The 22,558-nt window shown below is 62.7% G+C and carries 19 protein-coding genes; 14 read left to right on the forward strand and 5 right to left on the reverse strand.

Annotated elements, in window-relative coordinates:
* The first annotated feature begins 28 nt into the window (after positions 1–28).
* The 3 genes from E8A46_RS13090 to E8A46_RS13100 all read left to right on the forward strand — a co-directional run bounded on the left by E8A46_RS13090 (position 29) and on the right by E8A46_RS13100 (position 3,010).
* Positions 29–712 carry an isochorismatase family cysteine hydrolase gene (locus E8A46_RS13090; protein ID WP_291561206.1) on the forward strand — a complete coding sequence of 228 codons (684 nt, stop codon included), beginning with the start codon at positions 29–31 and terminating at the stop codon, positions 710–712.
* Complete coding sequence (locus E8A46_RS13095; RefSeq protein WP_291561208.1) at positions 709–2,241, forward strand: ABC transporter ATP-binding protein; 1,533 nt, start codon at positions 709–711, stop codon at positions 2,239–2,241. The genes E8A46_RS13090 and E8A46_RS13095 overlap by 4 nt, the downstream gene beginning before the upstream one ends.
* Before the next feature lie 286 nt (positions 2,242–2,527).
* A complete protein-coding gene (locus E8A46_RS13100; protein WP_291561209.1) occupies positions 2,528–3,010 on the forward strand; it encodes a nucleoside deaminase in 483 nt (160 codons plus the stop codon).
* A 203-nt stretch (positions 3,011–3,213) separates the two neighbouring features.
* Here the strand turns inward: E8A46_RS13100 and E8A46_RS13105 are convergent, their stop codons facing one another.
* Positions 3,214–4,311, reverse strand: a complete 1,098-nt coding sequence (locus tag E8A46_RS13105; RefSeq protein ID WP_291561211.1) for a hypothetical protein — start codon at positions 4,309–4,311, stop codon at positions 3,214–3,216.
* 578 nt (positions 4,312–4,889) lie between these two features.
* Here E8A46_RS13105 and E8A46_RS13110 point away from each other — a divergent pair.
* The 4 genes from E8A46_RS13110 to E8A46_RS13125 all read left to right on the forward strand — a co-directional run bounded on the left by E8A46_RS13110 (position 4,890) and on the right by E8A46_RS13125 (position 9,596).
* A complete protein-coding gene (locus E8A46_RS13110) occupies positions 4,890–6,461 on the forward strand; it encodes an ABC transporter ATP-binding protein (protein WP_291561213.1) in 1,572 nt (523 codons plus the stop codon).
* Entirely contained in the window at positions 6,445–7,536 is a 1,092-nt protein-coding gene (locus tag E8A46_RS13115) for an ABC transporter permease (protein ID WP_291561215.1), read from the forward strand. Before E8A46_RS13110 ends, E8A46_RS13115 begins: the two co-directional genes overlap by 17 nt.
* Positions 7,523–8,440: an ABC transporter permease gene (locus E8A46_RS13120; protein ID WP_291561217.1), complete on the forward strand. Its 918-nt coding sequence runs from the start codon at positions 7,523–7,525 to the stop codon at positions 8,438–8,440. The genes E8A46_RS13115 and E8A46_RS13120 overlap by 14 nt, the downstream gene beginning before the upstream one ends.
* 76 nt (positions 8,441–8,516) lie before the next feature.
* Positions 8,517–9,596: a BMP family ABC transporter substrate-binding protein gene (locus E8A46_RS13125; protein WP_291561218.1), complete on the forward strand. Its 1,080-nt coding sequence runs from the start codon at positions 8,517–8,519 to the stop codon at positions 9,594–9,596.
* 73 nt (positions 9,597–9,669) lie between these two features.
* Here E8A46_RS13125 and E8A46_RS13130 read toward each other — a convergent pair whose 3' ends face one another.
* Entirely contained in the window at positions 9,670–11,016 is a 1,347-nt protein-coding gene (locus E8A46_RS13130; RefSeq protein WP_291561370.1) for an 8-oxoguanine deaminase, read from the reverse strand.
* Between the two features lie 153 nt (positions 11,017–11,169).
* On the opposite strand from E8A46_RS13130, the gene E8A46_RS13135 reads away from it, so the two are divergent.
* From E8A46_RS13135 to E8A46_RS13145, 3 genes are all read left to right on the forward strand, one after another.
* The gene (locus E8A46_RS13135; protein WP_291561220.1) at positions 11,170–11,991 is read left to right on the forward strand and encodes an FAD binding domain-containing protein; all 822 of its coding nucleotides are present in this window, start codon (positions 11,170–11,172) and stop codon (positions 11,989–11,991) included.
* 2 nt (positions 11,992–11,993) lie between these two features.
* A complete protein-coding gene (locus E8A46_RS13140) occupies positions 11,994–14,714 on the forward strand; it encodes a molybdopterin cofactor-binding domain-containing protein (protein ID WP_291561222.1) in 2,721 nt (906 codons plus the stop codon).
* Positions 14,715–14,818: 104 nt separating this feature from the next.
* Positions 14,819–16,216 carry a nucleobase:cation symporter-2 family protein gene (locus E8A46_RS13145; RefSeq protein ID WP_291561224.1) on the forward strand — a complete coding sequence of 466 codons (1,398 nt, stop codon included), beginning with the start codon at positions 14,819–14,821 and terminating at the stop codon, positions 16,214–16,216.
* A 126-nt stretch (positions 16,217–16,342) separates the two neighbouring features.
* On the opposite strand, the gene uraD is transcribed toward E8A46_RS13145, so the two are convergent.
* The 3 genes from uraD to E8A46_RS13160 are packed head-to-tail and all read right to left on the reverse strand — an operon-like array spanning position 16,343 to position 18,589.
* Positions 16,343–17,230, reverse strand: coding sequence for a 2-oxo-4-hydroxy-4-carboxy-5-ureidoimidazoline decarboxylase (uraD, locus tag E8A46_RS13150; RefSeq protein WP_291561226.1), 888 nt, complete (start codon positions 17,228–17,230; stop codon positions 16,343–16,345).
* Between the two features lie 9 nt (positions 17,231–17,239).
* Positions 17,240–18,175, reverse strand: a complete 936-nt coding sequence (puuE, locus tag E8A46_RS13155; protein ID WP_291561228.1) for an allantoinase PuuE — start codon at positions 18,173–18,175, stop codon at positions 17,240–17,242.
* Positions 18,176–18,589 (reverse strand): DUF3830 family protein, encoded by a 414-nt coding sequence (locus tag E8A46_RS13160; RefSeq protein ID WP_291561230.1) that lies wholly within the window; start codon positions 18,587–18,589, stop codon positions 18,176–18,178.
* A gap of 300 nt (positions 18,590–18,889) precedes the next feature.
* Here E8A46_RS13160 and E8A46_RS13165 point away from each other — a divergent pair, with 300 nt between their 5' ends.
* From E8A46_RS13165 to E8A46_RS13180, 4 genes are all read left to right on the forward strand, one after another.
* Complete coding sequence (locus E8A46_RS13165) at positions 18,890–19,183, forward strand: hypothetical protein (RefSeq protein WP_291561232.1); 294 nt, start codon at positions 18,890–18,892, stop codon at positions 19,181–19,183.
* 156 nt (positions 19,184–19,339) lie between these two features.
* The gene (locus E8A46_RS13170; RefSeq protein WP_291561234.1) at positions 19,340–20,131 is read left to right on the forward strand and encodes a class II aldolase/adducin family protein; all 792 of its coding nucleotides are present in this window, start codon (positions 19,340–19,342) and stop codon (positions 20,129–20,131) included.
* 384 nt (positions 20,132–20,515) lie between these two features.
* On the forward strand, positions 20,516–20,986 hold the full coding sequence (locus tag E8A46_RS13175) for a tripartite tricarboxylate transporter TctB family protein (protein WP_291561236.1): 471 nt from the start codon (positions 20,516–20,518) through the stop codon (positions 20,984–20,986).
* Positions 20,983–22,542, forward strand: a complete 1,560-nt coding sequence (locus E8A46_RS13180; RefSeq protein WP_291561238.1) for a tripartite tricarboxylate transporter permease — start codon at positions 20,983–20,985, stop codon at positions 22,540–22,542. Before E8A46_RS13175 ends, E8A46_RS13180 begins: the two co-directional genes overlap by 4 nt.
* The last annotated feature ends 16 nt before the right edge of the window (positions 22,543–22,558 follow it).

Below are 22,558 nucleotides of genomic sequence, written 5' to 3' on the forward strand. Positions count from 1 at the left end.
ACCGCTATCGACCAACGAGGCTAAAGACATGGCCGAACGTTATCTGAAGTCCGAACCCTATGCGTGGCCCTATAACGGCGACCTGCGGCCGGAGAATACCGCGCTCATCGTCATCGACATGCAGACCGATTTCTGCGGGGTCGGCGGCTACGTCGACAAGATGGGATACGACCTGTCACTGACGCGCGCGCCGATCGAGCCGATCAAGCGGCTGCTTGCCGTCATGCGCGCCCAGGGCTTCCACATCATCCATACCCGCGAGGGTCACCGCCCCGATCTCACCGATCTGCCCGCGAACAAGCAGTGGCGGTCGCGGCAGATCGGCGCCGGGATCGGCGACCCCGGCCCGTGCGGGCGCGTGCTGGTCCGCGGCGAGGCCGGCTGGGAAATCATTCCCGACCTGGCGCCGCTGCCGGGCGAGCCCATCATCGACAAGCCCGGCAAGGGATCGTTCTGCGCCACCGATCTGGAGCTGATGCTGCGGCTGCGCGGCATCGAGAACATCGTGCTCACCGGCATCACCACCGATGTCTGCGTCCACACCACCATGCGGGAGGCAAACGACCGCGGCTTCGAATGCGTCCTGATCGAGGACTGCTGTGCCGCCACCGACAAGAGCAATCACGACCACGCGCTGAAGATGGTCAAGATGCAGGGCGGCGTGTTCGGCGCCGTCGCCACTTCCGCCGCGCTGATCGGCGCCCTGTCATGATTATCGGCGAAGCGCCGCTGCCGAGCGGGCCCCTTGGCGTCGATGCCGTCGCCATGACGATGCGGTTTGGCGACTTCGTCGCCTTGGACAACGTCGAACTGAAAGTGCGTCCCGGCTCGTTCCATGCGCTGCTTGGCGAAAACGGCGCCGGCAAGAGCACGCTCGTCAAATGCATCATGGGCTATTACCACCCGACCGAGGGCGATGTCCTGGTCGGCGGCCGCGAACAGGCGATCGGCAATCCGAAGGACGCCCATGCGCTCGGCCTTGGCATGGTGTACCAGCATTTCACCCTGGTGCCCGCGATGACGGTAGCGGAGAATCTGGTGCTGGCGCGCGACGACGTTCCCGCGGTGGTGAACTGGGCCCGGGAGAAACAGGAGCTGGAAGCCTTTCTGGGACGGATGCCGTTCAAGGTCCCGCTCAACGCCAGGGTTTCCGACATCTCCGCCGGCGAGCGGCAAAAATGCGAAATCCTCAAGCAGCTCTATTTGAAGCGGCGGTTTCTGATTCTCGACGAGCCGACATCGGTGCTGACGCCGGGTGAAGCCGACGAGGTGCTGGGCATGCTGCGGGCCATGGTCGTCGATGACGGCCTGACCATCCTGATGATCACCCACAAGTTCCGTGAAGTGATGGCGTTCGCCGACGAGGTGACGATTCTTCGCCGCGGCAAACTGGCGGGCCACGGCAAGGTGGCCGACCTCACGCCTGACAGCATGGCCCGGATGATGATCGGCGCCGAGGAATTGACGCTTCAGCCGCCCCGGGTCGGGGAAGTGGGCGACGTTCGGCTTGAACTCGATAAACTCAACGCGCTGGACGATGCCGGCGCGGTTGCGGTTCACGACGTATCGCTGGCGGTGCGGGGCGGAGAGATCGTCGGCATTGCCGGCGTATCCGGCAACGGCCAGCGGCAGCTGGTCGAGGTGCTTGCCGGCCAGCGCCAGGCGGAGAGCGGCGCAATCCGCGTCATTGGCGACCCCTATCACGCCACCCGCGAGGAAATGCGCCGGCACAAGATGTCGCTGCTGCCGGAGGAGCCGCTGAAGAACGCCTGTGTCGGAGGCATGAGCGTCGCCGACAATATCGCCTTTCGCGAATTCGACCGCGCGCCGTTTGCAAGCGGCGGCTGGTGGCTCAACCGCGCGGCCTTCCGCAGCGACGCCGAGAAGAAAATCGGCCTCTACAAGATCAAGACCCGCACCCCGGACACCCCGATCTCGGCGCTTTCCGGCGGCAACGTGCAGCGCACCGTGCTGGCGCGCGAACTCGGCGGCGAGGTCGAAGTGCTGATCGCCGCCAATCCGTGCTTCGGGCTGGATTTTGCCGCGGTCGCGCAGATTCACGCGGAGATCATGGCCGCGAGAAACCGCGGCGCCGCGGTGTTGCTGGTGAGCGAAGACCTCGACGAGCTGCTCGAACTGTCGGATCGTCTGGTGGTGATGTTTCACGGCCAATTCGTCTATGAGGCCCGCGCCAGCGAAGCCGACCTCACGGATATCGGGCGGCACATGGCGGGACATTGACCTGCTGGCTTGCTTGTCTATCACGGCCGCTGTCTGCATGATGGCACAAGCGGTCGCGGACAGAGGGAAACTTCGGAGTTGAATTTCGTTCGCGTATCTCATGGCCTCGTGGTTCTCAAGGCGATGCGAAGCATCGTCCGGAGACGCACGGCGTTGCCGCGCTCCTCACCATGAGGATCCAAAGCCTTGTCTTTAGGAGGCGCCAACGGGTCGCGCGAACGCGCGCCCGATGATAAACTCCGCGCCGTCTCGAAGGATGCAGCACTGAACCGGCCAGGGCCTTGATATGACGCCCCTCGAACTCGACGAACATTTTCTGCGGCGCTCGTTCGATGTCGCCCGCCGCGCCATGACCCGCGGCAACCATCCGTTTGGCGCGATCCTGGTCGACCAGAACCGCAACGTTCTGATCGAGACCGAAAACGGTTACATGCCGGCGCATGACGGAACCGGCCATGCCGAACGGTTGCTGGCGACGCAGGCCTGCACGACGCTTGGCGCGGACGTGCTGCGGAATGCCACGCTGTATTCATCCGCCGAACCCTGCGCGATGTGCGCCGGCGCGATCTACTGGGCAGGCATTGGCCGCGTGGTCTACGGCTTGAGCGAACGTCGCCTGCGCGCCGTCACCGGCAATCACCCGGAGAACCCGACACTCGATCTGCCGTGCCGCGAAGTGTTCAGGCGCGGACAGCGCACGACCGAGGTCGTCGGGCCGCTGCTCGAGGACGAGGCGGCAGCACTGCACGCCGGCGTCTGGGACAAATAAGGCGTTTCCGAGAGCGAAGGTCCGATCCGCATTTGATGCGGGCGGGTTGCCGCGTCGTCTGGCGAAAACACGAAAACCGAGAGCCTCGGTCCGCCGGTTCGACCGCGACCTACAGGCTTGCGCCGCGGAGAATGTGTATCCTGGAAACGAAAATGGCGCCGCGAGTTCATCGCGGCGCCATCGTTTCTTGAATTATCAGGCAGTTAGAACTTTACGGTGACACCGGCATAAAGCGTCGATTCGGTGCAGCTGTTGGTGCTGACGCCATTCACGGTGCAGACGCCCGGAGCGGCATTGTGATCGAGGCCGAACTTGTTCTGCCAGTAGCGATAGGCAACCCAGGTGGTAACGAACTGGGAATACTTCGCACCCCAGATCGCCTTGCTGGCGTCGAAGGTCAGACGGATCGGCTCGCTGTTGATTTCGGTCTTGGTCGGGGTTCCCCCGCTGGCAAGACCGAGCGGCTGGTTCTGGTTTCCTTTCGGTCCGTAGAAGCCGGCACGGCCGCTGATGGCGAAATACTGCATTTCCGGCGGCAGGAAGTTGAGATCCATGTAGTAGTTGATTTCAACTGCCCAGGTGACGTTGAAGTTCGTACCACCGTCCACGCTGCAGGCACCGGGGACACCGAAGCCACCGCACTGCAGGAACGCATTGTGGTTGATTTCCTTGTAGGCCAAGGGCGCTACGTTGAAGTAACCCTTGTAAGGAAGATCGAAGGCGAACTGCAGACCAGCTTCGAAGGCGCGCTTGTTGGGTGCCAGATAGCTATTTTCCGTTTCGCCTTCAGCACCGACTTCGAACGAAATGTTATGCAGCGGCCCCATGGTGAAGGCCTTGGTATTGAACAACTCGTTCCAGCCGAACGTGCTGCGGATCAGGCCGAAGAATTCGGTCGCGCCAGCGCAGCTCGCAGGAGTGTTGCCAAAACCAACGGGGTTCGTAATCACGCCGGCATTCGTGCAAGGCCCAGCCGGATCGTTGTGGTCCGACTTGAACATATTGATGCCGAAGAAGTTGGTGCCGTAAGCCCACACGTCGAAATGGGTGAACGAATAGACCGACTTCGCGGTCTTGCCGTCGAAGCCACCGGTCGGCTTGGTGCTGAACGCACCGGGATCGGTACCCTGGAAGATGTAGGAGTAGGTGACCCGGTTATCGATCACCAAGAAGAAGGGCACGTCAGGAACCGGCTTTGCCTTGACCTTGTAGGGCAAATCCGCAGCGCTGGCGAAGCTCGCTGGAGCCAGAGTGGCAAATGACAGCAACGCCGCTGCAATTACTTGGTTACGATAGGACATATTGGATTACCCCCAGAAGTTAACGATCGAATTGATCGAGGTCCTTGAGGTGACCTTTGCTCCGTTCGTTAATCCTGAGAAGCCTCAAGTTTTTCCAGCGCCTGCCGCAAGTTTCATCAGCAGGGCCAAGATCGTATGCACATCAGACACTGCAGCCGTAGAACCTTGCCACCTATGGACGAGGAAGAGGCCTATGACCCACGGACGGATACCCCTGTTTATATTATATTTTTTGACTATCCCGCCGCCATGGGACGGCGGCAACCGCCGACCCAAGCAAGCCTCTCGCGGGCATCCCTGGTGACCCGACGGTGCCGCTCATGTTCGTGGCAGGCCGCGATGGCGGTTCCGATTTGGTTGGAAGCGTCACAATTTTGCAACAGTGATTTCGCCGGTTTCGGTCCGCAAAGCACGCAATGAGCCTCCAAGCCGGTGCCAGTCGGAATGAAGGCGGGGGAGAGAATCATGGGGGGCGCCTGCCAAACAGTTGGGCAAACGCTGGCGCTTTTTCTCCACTTACGCTGAAGTCTAAACTAGCCCACTATTGAGGCAGCCGTCCCTCGCATGCGTGAAAATGAATGTTAGACCCGACGCCAACTGGCCCGCACTCGGGCGGAACGCCCCTGCTCCAGACGATCGGGCTGACCAAGCGCTACGGCGATTTTCTCGCGAACGACTCGATCGATATCGAAATCTGGCCGCAGCAGATCCATGCTCTTCTCGGCGAGAATGGCGCGGGCAAATCGACGCTGGTCAAGACCATCTACGGATTGATCCAGCCGAGCGACGGCGAGATGCGCTGGCAGGGCGAGAAGATGGTGCTGTCCGGGCCCTCGGAAGCGCGTGCGCGCGGCATCGGCATGGTGTTCCAGCATTTCTCGCTGTTCGACAATCTCACCGTCGCCGAGAACGTGGCGCTCGGCCTCGACGGCAAGGAATCCTTCAAGGACATGTCGGCGCGACTGGAGCAGGTGTCCAATGTCTACGGCCTTCCGCTCGACCCCAGGCGCGAGGTCTGGCAACTCTCGGTGGGTGAGCGCCAGCGCATCGAGATCGTCCGGGCGCTGATGCAGAATCCGAAATTCCTGATCCTGGACGAGCCGACGGCGGTGCTGACCCCGCAGGAAGCCGATCAATTGTTCGTCGTGCTGCAGCGCCTGAAGGCCGAGGGCCGCGCGATCCTCTACATCAGCCACAAGCTGGAAGAGGTGAAACGGCTTTGCGATACCGCCACCATCCTGCGCGGCGGCAAGAAGGTCTCGACCTGCAACCCGCGAGCGGAGACGGCGGCCTCGTTGGCCCGAATGATGGTCGGCGCCGACATCAAGGAGGTCAAAGCAGCCGCGGGCCGGAAGACCACGGTGCCGCGCCTCGTCGTCAACGATCTCGGCATGGAGCCGGACGATCCCCATGGCGTCAAACTCCAGCATATTTCGCTCGAGTTGAAGGGTGGTGAAATCTTGGGCATCGCAGGCGTGGCCGGCAACGGACAGGATGAGCTTTTCGCGGCGCTTTCGGGTGAGCGACAATCCATGGACCCCGGCACCGTGGTGATCGACGGCCAGGCGGCGGGACATCTTTCCATCACCCAGCGACGCAAGCTTGGCGCGGCCTTCGTGCCGGAAGAACGGCTCGGCCATGGCACGGCGCCACGGATGAAGCTTTCCGAAAACGCCCTGCTGACCGGCCATGCCGCCAGCGGCATGGTGCAGCGCGGCTTCATCAACACCGCCGCGACGCTCAAGACGGTCGATCGCGCGACCGAAGCCTTCGACGTCCGCAAGGCCAAGCGCGATCCGGAGGCAGCGAGCCTGTCGGGCGGCAATCTGCAAAAGTTCGTCGTCGGCCGCGAAATCCTCCGCAACCCCGCCGTCCTCGTGGTGAACCAGCCGACCTGGGGCGTCGACGCGGGCGCAGCCGCGGTAATCCGCCAGGCCCTGCTCGACCTCGCCGCGGGCGGCGCCGCCATCCTGGTGACGAGCCAGGACCTCGATGAGTTGATCGAAATCGCCGACCGCATAGCGGTGATGTTCCACGGCCGCCTTTCGGAACCTCTGGCGACCGCCGATGCCAGCCGCGAGAAGCTCGGCCTGTTGATGGGCGGCAGCAGTCTGGCGGAGAAGGAAACGGCTCATGCAGTTGGTGCTTGAAAAGCGGGCCGAGCGATCCAACATCATCGCCCTCGTTTCGCCGCTGATCGCGATCGGATTGACGATCGTGACCATGAGCATCCTGTTTGCCATTCTTGGCAAGAATCCGATTTCAGCGCTTGGCGTCTACTTCATCGATCCCCTGACCGACAGCTATTCGCTGCAGGAGATCGCCGTGAAGGCGGCGCCGCTGGTCATGATCGCCATCGGACTGTCGCTCTGCTATCTCGCCAATGTCTGGAATATCGGCGCCGAAGGACAGTTTCTGATCGGCGCAGTCGCCGGCAGCTGGCTCGCGGTTGAAACCCATGGCACCGATGCCGGGCCGTGGGTCTTACCCGCCATGTTGCTGCTGGCAGCCGCGGGGGGTGCGCTATACGCGCTGATTCCCGCGATCTGCAGGGTCCGGTTCGGCGCCAGCGAGATCTTGACCAGTCTGATGCTGGTCTATGTCGCGGACCTCTTTCTCGATTACCTGGTGCGCGGTCCGTGGCGCGATCCGGCCGGATTCAACTTTCCAACCACGGCGGAGTTCGATCCCGTCGCCACCATGCCGATCCTGATCCAGGGTGGTCGCCTACACCTTGGCGCGATCATCGCGCTCGTGGTCGTGGCCGCTGCGGCGGTGCTGCTCGGCCGCACCATCAAGGGCTTTGAAATCCGCGTTGTCGGGGCGGCGCCGCGCGCGGCGCGCTTCGGCGGTTTCAACTCCAATCAGCTGGTCCTCCTCACCTTCGCGATCTCAGGCGCGCTGGCCGGACTTGCCGGAATCATCGAGGTTGCCGGACCCGTCGGGCACCTTCAGCCGGGCTTTTCACCCGGTTACGGCTTTACCGCGATCATCGTCGCATTCCTCGGGCGGCTGAACCCAGTTGGAATATTAATTGCAGGTCTTTTTCTCGCATTGACCTTCATTGGCGGCGAACAGGCCCAGATCGCGATGAAAATACCCCTGGATGTCACAAAGGTCTTCCAAGGCATCCTGCTGTTCTACGTGCTCGCCTGCGACTCGCTCATTCTCTACCGGTTCAGGCTTATTTTCCCTTCGCGGCAGGTGCACCGTGGAACTGCTTGAAGCGATCATCCTGTCGGTGCTCGCGGCATCGACGCCGCTGTTGCTTGCGGCCACCGGCGAACTCGTTACCGAACGCTCCGGCGTGCTCAACCTCGGCGTCGAGGGCATGATGATCGTGGGAGCGGCGTGCGGATTCGGCGGCGCCTGGCTCAGCGGTTCCACCACCGTGGGCGCCATCTGCGGGATCGCCGCGGGCACCTTGCTGTCGCTGATTTTTGCCTTGATGACGCTTGGCCTCGCCGTCAATCAGGTCGCCACCGGCCTTGCGCTCACCATCCTCGGTGTCGGACTTTCCGGCTTGATCGGCGCCGGCTTCGTGGGCGAGCGAATTACCCCGGCGCCGCATCTCCATATTCCAGGCCTCACCGACATTCCGCTGGTGGGGCGTATCCTGTTCGGCGAGGACGCTTTCGTTTATTTGTCGCTTGCGCTGGTGATCGGCGTCTGGCTGTTTCTCTATCGCACGCGCGCGGGGCTGGTGCTGCGGGCCGCCGGCGACAATCACGTCTCGGCTCATGCGCTGGGTTATCCCGTGCTTCGGATACGCCTGTTCGCCGTGATGTTCGGCGGCGCGTGCGCGGGGCTCGGCGGAGCCTATTTGCCGTTGGCCTATACGCCATTCTTCATCCCGGGCATGACCGCGGGCCGCGGCTGGATCGCGCTGGCGCTCGTGGTGTTCGCGTCATGGCGGCCGGGGCGGCTGGTGATCGGCGCTTATTTGTTCGGCGCGGTCACAATCCTTCAATTACACGCGCAAGCCTTTAGTCTTGGCATACCCTCGCAATTCATGTCGGCGTTGCCTTACCTTGCGACCGTCATCGTCCTTGTTCTGATTTCGCGCGCGCGAACCGGCGGCTCGACCGCGCCCGCGGCCCTGGGAACCGTATTCGTGCCGGATCGATAAATAACCGAGGCGCGTGCGATGGGGCGCGCGCGCAGCGGGACAGTCAGTCCACCCCTTAAGTAGTCAGGAGAAACCCATGAGAAAAATTCTCATCGCGGCGACAGCAGTCATGATCGCTGCTGCAGCAAGCCTGTCCGGCGCCTCCGCCGCAGACAAGCTCAAAGTAGGCTTCATTTATCTCGGCCCAGTGGGAGATTTCGGCTGGACCTACCAGCATGAAGTTGCACGCCAGGCGCTGGTCAAGGAATTCGGTGACAAGATCGAGACTACCTATCTCGAGAACGTCAGCGAGGGTCCGGATGCCGAACGTTCGATCGAACAGCTGGTTCGCGCCGGCAACAAGCTGATCTTCACGACCTCGTTCGGATACATGGATCCGACGCTGAAGGTGGCGAAGAAATATCCCGACGTGCATTTCGAGCACGCCACCGGCTTCAAGAGCGACAAGAACATGGGCATCTACAATGGCCGGTTCTACGAGGGCCGCTACATCCAGGGCATCATCGCCGGCAAGATGTCGAAGGCCGGCGTGCTCGGCTACATCGCGTCGTTCCCGATTCCGGAAGTCATCATGGGCATCAACGCCACGATACTCGGCGCGCAGACGGTCAATCCCAACATCAAGGTCAAGATCATCTGGGCGAACACGTGGTTCGATCCTGGCAAGGAAGCCGACGCCGCCAAGGCGCTGCTCGATCAGGGCGCCGACGTGATCATGCAGCACACCGACTCACCGGCGGCGATGCAGATCGCCTCCGAGCGCGGCAAGCTGGCGTTCGGCCAGGACTCCGAAATGATCAAGTTCGGCCCGAAGACGCAGTTGACGTCGATCATCGACAACTGGGCGCCGTATTACATCGACCGGGTCAAGGCCGAACTCGACGGCAAGTGGACCACGGATAACGTCTGGGGCGGGCTGAAATCGAAAATGGTCGTGATGGCGCCCTACACCAACATGCCCGACGATGTGAAGAAGATGGCGATGGACACCGAAGCCGCCATCATCGCCGGCAAGCTGTTCCCGTTCAAATGTCCGATCGTGGACCAGACCGGCAAGACCGTTGAGTGCAAGGGCGGCGACCATCTCGACGACGGCCAGGTGCTCGGCATGAACTTCTACGTCAAAGGCATCGACGACAAGATCCCCGGCAAGTAAGGCCGGGCATCTTGCGAGATTTCCGGGTCCGGGCGGCAACGCCCGGACCCTTTTTCATTGCAGCGAATGGATGTTACCCGACCTGCATCGCGTACGCGGCGGCGCTGTGGCGGCGGATCAGATCGGGCACGTCGAGCCCGGGGATGGCGCCATCCGACACCACCCATTTGCCGCCGACCATCACCCGGTCCGCGCGATGGGCGCCGCACAGGACCAGCGCTGCCAGCGGGTCGCCGTGGCCGGAAAAACGCAGCTCGTCGAGCTTGAACAGCGCCAGATCCGCGGCCTTGCCCACCGCGATGTCGCCGAGCTCCGGGCGTCCAACGCACGCCGCCGATCCCCTGGTGGCCCAGCGGAGCGCGTCCTTGTGGCTGACGCGCCCGACGCCGTAGCGCGCCCGCTGCAGCAGGAACGCGGCGCGGACTTCCTGCATCAGGTTGGACTCATCGTTTGAGGCCGAGCCATCGACGCCAAGACCGATCGCAACCCCCGCCTCCTCCATCTCGCAAACCGGACAACATCCGGATGCCAGAACCTGGTTGCTGCAGGCGCAATGGCTGATCGCGGTTCCCGCCTTCCCCAACCGCTTCATTTCCGGAGCATTGAAATGAATGCCATGAGCCAGCCATGTTCGCGCGTTCAGCCAGCCGCATTGCTCCAGATAGTCAAGCGGCCGGCAGCCATGCATCTGCTCGCAGAATTTGTTCTCGTCTTCGGTCTCCGCCAGATGGGTATGCAGGCGGACGTCGAGCCGGTCGGCCAGATCAGCGGTCGCGCGCATCAGCGACGTCGTCACCGAAAACGGCGAGCACGGCGCCAGCGCGATCTGCACCATCGCGTCCTCGCCGCGCTGATGATGCCTTGCCACCACGCGCTCGCTGTCGGCGAGGATGGTATCCTCGTCCTGCACCACGTTATCCGGCGGCAATCCGCCGTCGCGCTGCGACCTGTTCATCGAGCCCCGGGTCAGCAGCACGCGCAACCTGAGCCGCCTTGCGACCGCGACCTCGATATCGACGGCGTCCTCTAGTCCGGCCGGAAAAACATAATGATGGTCGGTCGTCGTGGTGCAGCCCGACAGCAACAGCTCCGACATCGCCACGGTGACGCCGAGATCGAGCGCTTGCGGCGTCAGCCGGGCCCACACCGGATAAAGCGCCTGCAGCCATGGAAACAATTCGCGATCGAGCGCCGCCGGCAGCGCGCGGGTCAGCGTCTGGTAGAAATGGTGATGGGTGTTGATCAGCCCGGGCAGCACCACATGGTCGCCCGCCTCAAAGAACGCCGCCGAGGTCTTCGGCTGGCCGCCCCTCGGCACCAGTTCCGCGATCTTGCCGTTCTGCACGACTATGCCGCGCTCGGCGCCATCGGCGAGGATGGCCAGCGGATCCTTGATCCAAATCGCCCGCTTTGGCTCCAACATCCCCACGCCTTCTCTCTCTGATCCCAATAGTGAAGCGGCCAGCCGCGATGTTCCTGCAATTCAAAGACCAGCTCGCCGGTGGAAGAGTTGGCTTCGGTCTTGCAGGACTCTTACAGAAAGATGCATCTCGTTGAAAGCGCTAGCCTATCCATGGATCTGAACACCATCAAAGAAGTGGCTCACCCGCGACAGCGCGAGCAGCTGCCCGTTTGGACGGCAGGCGATGCTTGGCTCGCGGGCGGGACCTGGCTGTTCTCGGAACCCCAGGTCCACCTGACACGGCTGATCGATCTTGCCGATTTCAAATGGCCGGCGCTGACGATCTCCGACACCGGCTTGACGATCGCGGCGACCTGCACGGTCGCGCAACTTGATGCGCTGGCCTGCCCGCCGGAATGGCTCGCAGCACCCCTGATCAATCAATGCTGCCGCGCGTTTCTGGCTTCCTTCAAGATATGGAAGACCGCCACCGTCGGCGGCAACCTCTGCATGTCGTTGCCGGCCGGCCCGATGATTTCGCTGACGGCGGCGCTCGACGGCGTCTGCACGGTCTGGACGGCCGGAGGTGGCGAACAACGCGCCAGCGTCGTCGACTTCGTCACGGGCAATCAGCGCAACGTGCTTGCGCGGGGCGACCTGCTGCGACAGATCGCAATTCCACTCGCGGCGCTGCAGCGGCGCACCGCGTTTCGCCAGATATCGCTGACGCCGGTCGGACGTTCCGCGGCGCTATTGATCGGCAGCATCGGCGGCGAAGGCGCCTTGACGCTGACCGTGACGGCATCGACGGTGCGGCCGGTGCAGCTTTCGTTTTCGAAAATCCCCGGTGCCGGTGAATTGCGCGAGGCGCTGCGCCACCGCATTGCCGACGGTCTCTATCATGACGATGTGCATGGCAAGCCGGCCTGGCGCAAGCACATGACGCTGCGCCTGGCCGAGGAAATCCGCGCCGAACTGCAGGGCCTGGTATAGCCATGACCTTTCAGATCAACGGCAAGGATTTTTCGCAAACCCCGCGCGCCGCACAATGCCTGCGAACATTTCTTCGCGACCTCGGGCATTTCGGCGTCAAGAAGGGATGCGACGCCGGCGACTGCGGCGCCTGTACCGTCCTGATCGATGGCGAACCGGTGCATTCCTGCCTGGTCCCCGCCTTCCGCGCCAATGGCCGCGCGGTCACGACCATCGAAGGCCTCGCGCCCGCCGGCGGAACGCACCCGATGCAGCAGGCGTTTCTCGATGCGCAGGCGTTTCAGTGCGGCTTCTGCACTGCGGGGATGATTCTGACCTGTGCGTCATTGAATCAGGCGCAACGGCAGGATCTCGGCGCATCGCTCAAGGGCAATCTCTGCCGCTGCACCGGCTATCGCGCGATCGAGGACGCGCTCAACGGCAAGACCAACATCGAGGAGGCCGCCGCGGGCGCCGCTTTCGGCCGCAGCCTGCCCGCCCCCGCTGGACCGCAGGTGGTGCGGGGCGCGGCGCGCTACACCTTCGACACCGCGATGGAGGGCCTGCTTCACATCAAGCTGCTGCGCTCGCCGCATCCACATGCAAGGATTTGCTTCATCGACAAGACCGCGGCGTTGAGCGTCCCTGGCGTGCATTCGGTGCTGAGCTTCGAAGACGCGCCGGATCGGCTGTTCTCGACCGCGCGGCACGAGCGGGCCTGGATGGACCCGGACGATACCCGGGTGTTCGATGAGGTCGTCCGCTTCATCGGCCAAAAGGTAGCCGCCGTGGTCGCCGAGTCCGAGGCAGCCGCGGAAGAAGGCTGCCGCCGCCTCAAGGTCGAATACGAAATCCTGCCGGCCGTGGTCGATCCGGCACAGGCGATTGCGCCCGGCGCACCCTTGATTCACGACGGCAAGACGCTGGAGCAACGCGTTGCCAACGCGCAGCGCAATATCGTGGCGGAGAGTCATGGCGAGTTCGGCGACGTCGCGAGCGCTCTCGCCCGCTCGGCCGTGACCTACGAGGGCACCTTCACGACCCAACGCGTCCAGCACGCCGCGCTCGAAACCCATGGCGGTCTCGCCTGGGTCGATGCCGGCGGCGTCCTGCACGTTCGTTCCAGCACCCAAACACCCTTCCTGACGCGCCGCGCGCTCACTGAAATCTTTGATCTGCCGCCCGACCAGGTCCGGGTATTCTGTGAACGCGTCGGTGGCGGCTTCGGCGGCAAGCAGGAAATGTTCGTCGAGGATGTTCTTGCGCTTGCCGCGCTCAAGACCGGGCGGCCGGTCAAGCTCGAGTTCACGCGCGAGGAGCAATTCATCGCGACCTCGACGCGGCATCCGATGCGCATCACCGTGAAGGCCGGTGCCGACGCCTGCGGAAAACTGACGGCACTGCAGCTCGACGTGCTCTCCAACACCGGCGCCTATGGCAATCACGCGAGCCCGGTGCTGTTACATGCCTGCGGCGAGTCGATCGGCGTCTATAACTGTCCGAACAAGAAGGTCGACGCCGTCGTCGCCTACACCAACACCGTGCCGGCCGGCGCCTTTCGGGGCTACGGCCTGCCGCAAACGCTGCTCGCCGTGGAAGCCGCGATCGATGAGCTAGCCAGAGGTCTGGGCATCAGTCCATTCGAGATTCGCCGGCGCAACATCGTGAAGCCGGGCGACCCGATGCTGTCGCCCCCGGGTTCCGGCCACAACGACATCATCTACGGCAGTTACGGACTTGACCAGTGCCTCGATTGGGTCGAGCGCGCGATGCAGGCCGAGGGGCCGACGATCGACCTCTCCGCGGACTGGCTGATCGGCGACGGCATCGCGCTCACCATGATCGATACCGTTCCGCCGGACGGGCATATCGCGGATGCCAGGATTTCGCTGCGCGAGGATGGCGGGTTCGAGCTGACCGTCGGAACGGCGGAGTTCGGCAACGGCACCTCGACGGTGCATCGCCAAATCGCCGCCACCGCTTTGGCAACCACCGTCGACCAGATCCGTCTGCTGCAATCCGACACGGCGCATGGGGGACACGATACCGGCGCCTACGGCAGTACCGGAACTTCCGTCGCCGGACGCGCGACGCAGGCCGCGGCCGAAAACCTGGCCGAAGATCTCAAGATGTTTGCTTCCACTGCGACCAAAACCGACCCCGACACATGCATTCTCGAAAACGATTCCGTGGTTTGCGGCAAGCAGCGGCTGCCGTTCGGCCGGATCGGGCAAGCCGCGCGCGCGCGCGGCCAAACCCTGAGCGCGAATGGCAGCTCGCAAGGTACGCCGCGGTCGGTCGCGTTCAATGTCCAGGGCTTTCGCATCGCCGTCAACAAGGGCACCGGCGAAATCAGGATACTGAAAAGCGTGCACGCCGCGGACGCCGGGCGGGTCGCCAATCCGATGCAGTGCCGTGGCCAAGTCGAGGGCGGCGTCGCGCAGTCGCTTGGCGCAACGCTGTACGAGGAAATGGTGATCGACGATGGCGGCCGCGTCAGCAATCCCAGATTTCGCGACTACCACCTGCCTTCCTTCGCCGACCTTCCGCGCACCGAGGTATTCTTCGCCGATACTGCCGATACGCTGGGTCCGATGGGCGCAAAATCGATGAGCGAGAGTCCCTATAATCCCGTGGCGGCCGCGCTCGGCAACGCCCTTGCAGACGCCACCGGCATCCGCTTCACCGCCGTGCCGTTCAAGCCGGACCGGCTGTGGCCGCCGTTGCAGGAGAAGTTTGGCTAACCGCCGCGCGCCACGGCCAGCGCCGACTCGTGGACTTGCCGCTTGGCATGGGCCTTGTATTGGTTTGTTATGAGCGGGCAACAGGCCCACGCCGAGGACAGTCCATGACCACCGAAATCCACCCGGTAGATCAAATCCTGCCAACCCCTCGCCTGCTGGCGCTCGGGTTGCAGCACGTGCTGGTGATGTATGCCGGCGCGGTCGCGGTCCCCCTGATCATCGGCCGGGCGCTGAAGCTGCCGCCCGAGGATGTCGCGTTCCTGATCAGCGCGGATCTGTTCGCCTGCGGACTCGCCACGCTGGTGCAGTGCATCGGCTTTCCAGGCGTCGGTATCCGCCTCCCGGTGATGATGGGCGTCACCTTCGCTTCCGTTGGCCCCATGCTGTCGATGGCCGCGGCGCCCGAGATCGGCTTGCTCGGAATCTATGGCTCGGTCATCGCTGCCGGAATCTTCGGCATCGTTGCCGCACCTTTCATCAGCCGGCTGTTGCCGCTGTTTCCACCGGTCGTGACCGGGACGATCATCATGGTGATCGGCATCTCGCTGATGCGGGTCGGTATCAACTGGGCCGGTGGCGGAATACCCACCTTCACCAAAGTGATTGAAGGCGTTTCCTACGCGTTTCCAAATCCGGGCTACGGCCAGTTGCAGGGGCTGGGCATCGCGCTATTCGTGCTGCTGGTCATTCTCGGCCTGATCAAATGGGGCAGCGGCTTCCTCGCCAACGTCTCGGTGCTGCTCGGCATCATCGCCGGTGCGATCCTGGCCAGCGTGCTTGGCGTCATGCATTTCGAGAAGGTCGCAGCGGCGCCATGGGGTGACATCGTGGTTCCGCTTCATTTCGGAATGCCGCAATTCCACCTGGTACCGATCATCACCATGTGCATCGTGATGATCGTGGTGATGATCGAATCGCTCGGCATGTTTCTGGCGCTGGGCGAGATCACCGGCAAGGCCATCGATCGCGACGCGCTGACGCGCGGATTGCGTGCCGACGGCGTCGGCACGTTGCTCGGCGGCTTGTTCAACACCTTTCCCTATACGTCGTTCTCGCAGAATGTCGGCCTCGTCAGCGTCACCGGGGTGCGCTCGCGCTGGGTGACCGTGACGGGCGGCGTCATCATGCTACTGCTGGGCCTGCTGCCGAAGATGGCGGCCCTTGTCGAAGCAGTCCCGCTGGTGGTGCTCGGCGGCGCCGGCCTTGTGATGTTCGGAATGGTCGCCGCCACCGGCGCCAGAATCCTCACCAATGTCGACTTCAAGAACAATCGCTACAACCTGTTCGTGGTCGCGATCTCGGTCGGTTTCGGCATGATCCCGCTCGCCGCGCCGAATTTCTTCCGCAACCTGCCGCACGATCTGCAGCCGCTGCTGGAATCCGGCATCCTGCTCTGCGCGCTGGTTGCCGTCACGCTCAATGCATTTTTCAACGGCGTCGGCAGCAAGGCTGCCGCGGAGGCGGATGCGGTGGCGACGGCTTCGTCGGCGCAGCATGTGTGAGACGTCAGCGTGACAGCAGAATTCCAGAAACTGTAGGGTGGGCAAAGGCGATCTGCGCCGTGCCCACCATGGATCTGCAACGCCAATTCTCAAGGGTGGGCACGCTGCTCTGCCCACCCTACGATTTTAGCTTCCCCGATAGGTCGCGTAGCTCCAGGGCGTGACCAGGAGCGGTACGTGGAGATGGCCCTCGGGCTCGCTGACCGAAAACCGCAGCGGAATTTGATCGAGGAACGGCGGATCCGACATTGGCACCTGCCGCTCCGCAAAATACTTGCCGACACTGAACACCAATTCGTATCTGCCGATCGGCGCCGGCCGCCCGCCGATCAACGGTGGATCGGTTCGGCCGTCCGCGTTGGTGATGGCGCGGGTGACGACGCGGTTCGCGCCAAGCTCCGATAGCTCGACCAGTTCGACTGTGATCCCGGCCGCCGGCCTGCCGCTGTGGGTATCGAGCACGTGGGTCGACAGGCGGCCATGCACTTTTAGTCGGTCGTCCGAGATCACGAGCTGATCGACGCGCAGCGCCGCAATCCTGCATATCTCTTCGAGAGATTTCCGTATTTCCGTGTCGGCATCGTTCGGCAGCCGGCGCTCGAAATCACGCAGGATCGAATCCTTGGTGTGGCGGCGAACGCAGACGATATAGGGAAACCCGAACCTCGCGCGGTAGGCGTTGTTGACCCGCTCGAACGCTTCATATTCGGCGTCCGACAACCGATCCAGCCCGGCGCTGTTCTGCTCGGCGCTGGATTCGGCGGTAAGGCCTGCGGCGCGCTGGGTCTTGTTGGCGAGATCGGGATGCGCCTTGATCAACGCCAGCCGAAGCGCCGGCGTCGCATGATCGACCGCGGCCTTCATCGCCGCGAACAACTGGTTCACACCGGCGAACGGCCGTGCGGACGCGGCCTGCTCGGCGATCCACGGCGAATACTCAAAGATATTCGCAAGTGCCCCGACAAAGTCGTCCTTGCTGCAGGCGTTGAGATCGGAAAGCGATTTCTGGGACATCTGTTCTGACTATCCGACGTGCGGCGCGCTGGCGGCGAGATGCGAAAGATTGGCGTGCCAGTGCTGGGCGATCTGCAGCCGGGTCGGCACCCAGACCCGCTCATGACCCGTGATGTAGTCGAGAAACCGCATCAAGGATGCCGCGCGGCCCGGACGCCCGACGACCCGGCAGTGCAGCCCCACCGACATCATCCTGGGCGACGTTTCGCCTTCCGCGTAAAGCACATCAAAGCTGTCCTTGAGATAACCAAAGAACTGGTCGCCGTCACCAAAGCCCTGCGCATTGACGAAACGCATGTCGTTGACGTCGAGGCTGTAGGGAATGATCAAATGCGGCCCGGCCGGCCCCTTGATCCAGTACGGCAGATCGTCGGCGTAGGAGTCGCAGGAATAGAGGAAACCGCCGGCTTCCATCACCAGCTTCACGGTGTTGATCGATGTCCGCCCGGTGTACCAGCCGAGCGGGCGTTGTCCGGTCACCTCGGTATGGACACGGATCGCGTCCGCGATCTCGACCCGCTCCTCCGCTTCGGACATGTCCTTGTGCTCGACCCACTTCAGGCTGTGGCTGGCGATGTCCCAGCCGGCTTCCTTCATCGCCGCGACAATTTTCGGATTTCGTTTCAGGGCTGTCGCCACGCCGAATACCGTCGTCGGCAGTTTGCGCTCGGTGAAAATCCGCCACAGCCGCCAGAACCCCGCGCGCGAGCCGTATTCGAACATCGATTCGATATTGGCGTGGCGCTGTCCCGGCCAGGGTTGCGCACCCAGCACGTCCGAGAGGAACGCCTCCGAGGCGCGGTCACCGTGCAGAATGTTGTTTTCGCCGCCTTCCTCGAAATTCACCACGAACTGCACGGCGACGCGCGCATTGCCGGGCCAGTGCGGGTTGGGCGGATTGCGGCCGTAGCCATGGAGATCCCTCGGATATCCGGCCTCGGCCATCTAGACTTCCTCGAAGCGGATTTTCTGCGCGCCCTTCCAAAGCACGGTCTTGCCGAGCGCCGGCAGATTCTCGAGGCCCGAGGTCAGGGTGATGAAATGATTGCCCGCGAGCTGGCCCATCTTGCTGGCGAAGTGCACGCCGCCATAGGCCAGCAGAATCTCGGTCTCGCTGATGCCGCCGGGATAGAGAATGATCTGACCGGGCGCGGGATAGCTGGTGTGGTTCTCATAGCTGACGCCGAAATCGAGATCGCCGAGCGGCATCCAGACCCCCTCGCCGCTCCAGCGTACGTGGATAGCCTGACTATCGAACGGCATCGCCCGACGGAAAGCCGCGCAGGTCTTGGGTGCAAGTTGTTCTTCGAAACGGGCCTGGAACGTGAAGTCGCCGGCGCGGACAATGAGTTGGCTCATTCATGATACCTGTGATTGCATTTGTCGGATTCTTTGAAGACGTAGACCGCGGCTGGCCGTCGAACCAGCCAAAAGCAAGGAACATTCCAGCCGGCTGCCCAATTCTAGGGCCATTTCCGGTTCCCAGCAAAGGCCGATTGGGAACCCGCTTCCGGCGCGGACTGGTTGCTCGCACCGGAAAATGGCCATAACTGTCTGCGTGGCTTTCTTGCTCCTCGACGCCAAATAACCACGATAGACATCCCCAGGCCGATCCGGTTCAATAGAGGCCGAACAGCGCATGTTTCGCGAGAGACCCCGATGAAGAAGCTGGTATTTGCAATTCTTTTGATCTCATCCCCGGCATGGGCTCAAACGAAACTGACGCCCAAGAATGTGACCGCGCGCGTCGACAATTGTGCGCCAATCGGCCGCACGGCGGACGGCCAACTGGTCTACTCGATGAAGTGCGACAATCTTCCGGCACCGCCGCCACCGCCTCCACAGGCTGAAGTCGCGCCGCCGCCCGAGCCGGAAGTGCAGCGCAGCGGAATATTCGGGATGTCCTTCTCGCGATCTGCACCGTCAACGCCGGCAGCGCCCGCGGGTCAGTGACGGTCGCGTTCGACGCCACGGTCGGTCGTCCGCGGCGACCGGCTCTTGTTTTCGGCGCTGCTCCGCAGGATTGCCTGATCCGACTTGCGGCGCCGTCAATTGCACGTATTTTGTCTAGAACGCGCTTTGAATGAACCGTTCTGTCGGAGAAACGCCATGCCCCCCGTGAACTCTCCCGCCATCAAGGTCGTCAAATCGGTCCGCGAACAGGTCAGCGCGGAGGAATGGCAAACCCGTGTCGATCTCGCCGCCTGCTACCGCCTCACCGCGATGTACGGCATGACCGAGATGATCGCCAACCACATTTCCTGCCGCGTCCCCGGCTCGCATGACCACTTCCTGATCAATCCGTATGGGATGCTGTACGAGGAAATCGATGCCTCGAGCCTGATCAAGGTCGACCTCGACGGCAACACGCTGTTCAATGCCACGGACTATGGCGTCAACGCCGCCGGCTTTGTGATTCACAGCGCGATCCACATGGCGAGGGGCGATGTCGACTGCGTGGCGCATACCCACACTCCGGCCGGCATGGCGGTCTCGGCCATGGAATGCGGACTGCTTCCGCTGGCGCAGACGTCGATGCGGTTTCTCCACATCGCCTATCATGATTTCGAGGGCATCGCCGACGATATCGGCGAGCGCGAGCGGCTGGTGCGCGACCTTGGCAACCACGAAGCAATGATCCTGCGCAACCACGGACTGCTGGTCGTCGGGCGGACCATTCCTGCGACATTCAACCTGCTGTTTCGCATGGAGCGCGCCTGCGAGGTGCAGGTGATGGCGCTGTCCTGCAATACCAAGCTGACTTTCCCGCCACAGGACGTGCTGGAAAAGACCTTCGAAAAGATGAAGCCGCGGCCGGAGCTGCCCAACCGCAATGGCGAACTGGCCTGGCCGGCGCTGCTACGGAAGCTCGATCGGGTCGATATCTCGTATCGGAATTGATCTGCCTCGCGTTTTCGCGCCAATCACCAAGCGTCCGCGCCTCTCCTTCAGGTAGATGGCAGGGCCGTTGGTAATTCCCGGTAATGGATCCTGGGCGCACCCGGCTTTGCCACAAGATTAGCCACGCCGCCCACCCACCATGTTCACTTCAGCCTGCCATTCGAAACGGCTCGAGGCTCCATCACATCGCTGCCTGGCTTGGATGGCGCATGGATAGCCGGCTGCGCCAAATTTGCCGATTTTATCGCCCGATAAACTGGGATAGGGTTTCCGCAAATGGCGGTCCGTCCCCCGTTACAAAAGTGCAATTGGGCCATATCGACAGGCCTCGTCACTACGGGGTAGGGTCGGCAACCCAAAAAACGATCCGGAGAAACGCTGTTGTTGGAGAAGTTCACCTTGAAGCGTGATTACTATGCCGGCGGCCTGATGCTTCTGCTCGGAGTGGGAGCCGCGGTGACCGGCTCTGGTTATAAATTCGGCACCCTGGCCAGAATGGGCCCTGGCTTCATGCCGGTCGTGCTCGGTGTGGTCCTGGCATTCCTTGGCATTTTGATCGCCGGCACCGCGCTGGGGTCGTCCGAACCCGACGACAAAAAATTCCTGCCGCCCAACCCGCAATGGTTCGGCTGGTTCTGCATTCTCGCAGGTCCCGTCCTGTTCATCATCCTGGGGCATTATGGCGGCATGATCCCGGCAGTGTTCGCCTGCGTCTTTGTCTGCGCGCTGGGAGACAAGACCGCCACCTATAAATCATCGCTCGTCCTGGCGGGTGGTGTCACCGTGTTCGGCGTGCTGCTGTTCCATTATCTGCTGAACATTCCGTTTCAGCTGCTGCGCGGGGTGAACCTGTGATCTCAACCGCGATTACCGATCTCTGGTACGGCTTTGGCGTCGCGCTTGAGCCGCACAACCTGATGTATTGTTTCCTCGGCGTCTTGGTCGGCAACCTGGTCGGCGTATTGCCGGGCATGGGGCCCGTCGCAACGATTTCGATTCTGCTTCCGCTGACCTTCGGGATGCAGCCGGTGCCTGCGATCCTGATGCTTTCCGGCGTCTACTATGGCGCCCAGTATGGCGGCGCGATCTGCTCGATCCTGCTGAACTTGCCGTGTCATCCGCCTCACGCCGTGACGTGTCTGGATGGGTTTCCGCTGACCAAGCAGGGCAAGGGCGGAACGGCGTTGGGCATCACCATCATCGCCGCCTTCATCGGCGCCTCGTTCGGCATCACCGAGATGATTTTCCTTGCGCCGTTCCTGGTCAAGATGGCGCTCGAATTCGGGCCCGCCGAGGTATGTTCGCTGATGCTGGTGGGATTGCTTGCCGGATCGACTCTGGCCAAGGGCTCGCCGCTCAAGGGCATCGCGATGACCGTTCTCGGCCTCCTGGTCGGCATCGTCGGATCCGACATCGAGACCGGGCAGCCGCGCTTTACGTTCGGTATTACTGAATTGTTCGACGGCGTCGAGATCATCGCGCTGGCGCTCGGCATGTTCGGTATCGCCGAGTTCATGAACAGCATCAACAATACCGAAGCCGTCGACATGAAATACGCCAAGGTCGGAATCTCCGACATGTTTCCGTCGAAGGCAGACCTCAAACTGGCGTTCTGGCCGATGATCCGGGGCACCTTTATCGGCAGCCTCTGCGCGCTGATCCCCGGCACCGGTCCGACCATCGCCTCCTTTGTGTCCTATGCCACCGAGAAGAAGATATCAAAGACGCCGGAGCGTTTCGGTCACGGTGCGATCGAGGGCGTCGCCTGCCCCGAGGCCTCGACGCATTCCTCGGTGCAGGGCGACTTCATCCCGACCATGAGTCTCGGCATTCCCGGCGACACGGTGATGGCGTTGCTGTTGGGCGCGCTCATCATTCACGGCATCGTTCCCGGCCCGCAGCTGATCAGCCAGCACGCGGATATCTTCTGGGGACTGATCGCGAGCTTCTGGATCGGCAATATCCTTCTGGTCATTCTCAACGTGCCGATGATCGGCCTTTGGGTGAAGCTCCTGAGCATTCCCTACCGCTATCTCTATCCGAGCGCGATGTTCTTCGTCTGCATCGGGGTCTACGCCGCCAGCAACGACATGTTCCAGGTCGGCGAGACGCTGGTGATCGGCGTCGTGGGTTACATCCTACTGCGTCTGGATTTCCACCCCGCTCCAATCCTGCTCGGCTTCGTGCTCGGGCCGCGCTTCGAGGAGAACTTCCGGCGCAGCCTGTTGATCTCCCGCGGCGACCTGATGACCTTTATCGAGCGCCCGATCAGCGCGTTCTTCCTTCTCATCTGCGTCGTGCTGGTCGCTGCCCAGATCTATGTCTGGCTGCGCAAGCCGAAAGTCATCGAGGAGGAAAAGGCCATCGAGGCCCAGGTGCCGGCCACGCCCTATTCGGAACTGGCGGGTTAGCGGCGGCTCGTCCGGT

This window comes from Bradyrhizobium sp. (genome assembly GCF_004799445.1).
Classification (GTDB): domain Bacteria; phylum Pseudomonadota; class Alphaproteobacteria; order Rhizobiales; family Xanthobacteraceae; genus Bradyrhizobium.

Bases quoted from the DNA above. Each gene is read 5' to 3' on its own strand.
- E8A46_RS13140 (WP_291561222.1), top strand. From the start codon at position 11,994: ATGACCTTTCAGATCAACGGCAAGGATTTTTCGCAAACCCCGCGCGCC.
- puuE (WP_291561228.1), bottom strand. From the start codon at position 18,175: ATGGCCGAGGCCGGATATCCGAGGGATCTCCATGGCTACGGCCGCAAT.
- E8A46_RS13135 (WP_291561220.1), top strand. From the start codon at position 11,170: ATGGATCTGAACACCATCAAAGAAGTGGCTCACCCGCGACAGCGCGAG.
- E8A46_RS13165 (WP_291561232.1), top strand. From the start codon at position 18,890: ATGAAGAAGCTGGTATTTGCAATTCTTTTGATCTCATCCCCGGCATGG.
- E8A46_RS13115 (WP_291561215.1), top strand. From the start codon at position 6,445: ATGCAGTTGGTGCTTGAAAAGCGGGCCGAGCGATCCAACATCATCGCC.
- E8A46_RS13160 (WP_291561230.1), bottom strand. From the start codon at position 18,589: ATGAGCCAACTCATTGTCCGCGCCGGCGACTTCACGTTCCAGGCCCGT.
- E8A46_RS13105 (WP_291561211.1), bottom strand. From the start codon at position 4,311: ATGTCCTATCGTAACCAAGTAATTGCAGCGGCGTTGCTGTCATTTGCC.
- E8A46_RS13100 (WP_291561209.1), top strand. From the start codon at position 2,528: ATGACGCCCCTCGAACTCGACGAACATTTTCTGCGGCGCTCGTTCGAT.
- E8A46_RS13090 (WP_291561206.1), top strand. From the start codon at position 29: ATGGCCGAACGTTATCTGAAGTCCGAACCCTATGCGTGGCCCTATAAC.
- uraD (WP_291561226.1), bottom strand. From the start codon at position 17,230: ATGTCCCAGAAATCGCTTTCCGATCTCAACGCCTGCAGCAAGGACGAC.
- E8A46_RS13170 (WP_291561234.1), top strand. From the start codon at position 19,340: ATGCCCCCCGTGAACTCTCCCGCCATCAAGGTCGTCAAATCGGTCCGC.
- E8A46_RS13125 (WP_291561218.1), top strand. From the start codon at position 8,517: ATGAGAAAAATTCTCATCGCGGCGACAGCAGTCATGATCGCTGCTGCA.
- E8A46_RS13145 (WP_291561224.1), top strand. From the start codon at position 14,819: ATGACCACCGAAATCCACCCGGTAGATCAAATCCTGCCAACCCCTCGC.
- E8A46_RS13095 (WP_291561208.1), top strand. From the start codon at position 709: ATGATTATCGGCGAAGCGCCGCTGCCGAGCGGGCCCCTTGGCGTCGAT.
- E8A46_RS13110 (WP_291561213.1), top strand. From the start codon at position 4,890: ATGTTAGACCCGACGCCAACTGGCCCGCACTCGGGCGGAACGCCCCTG.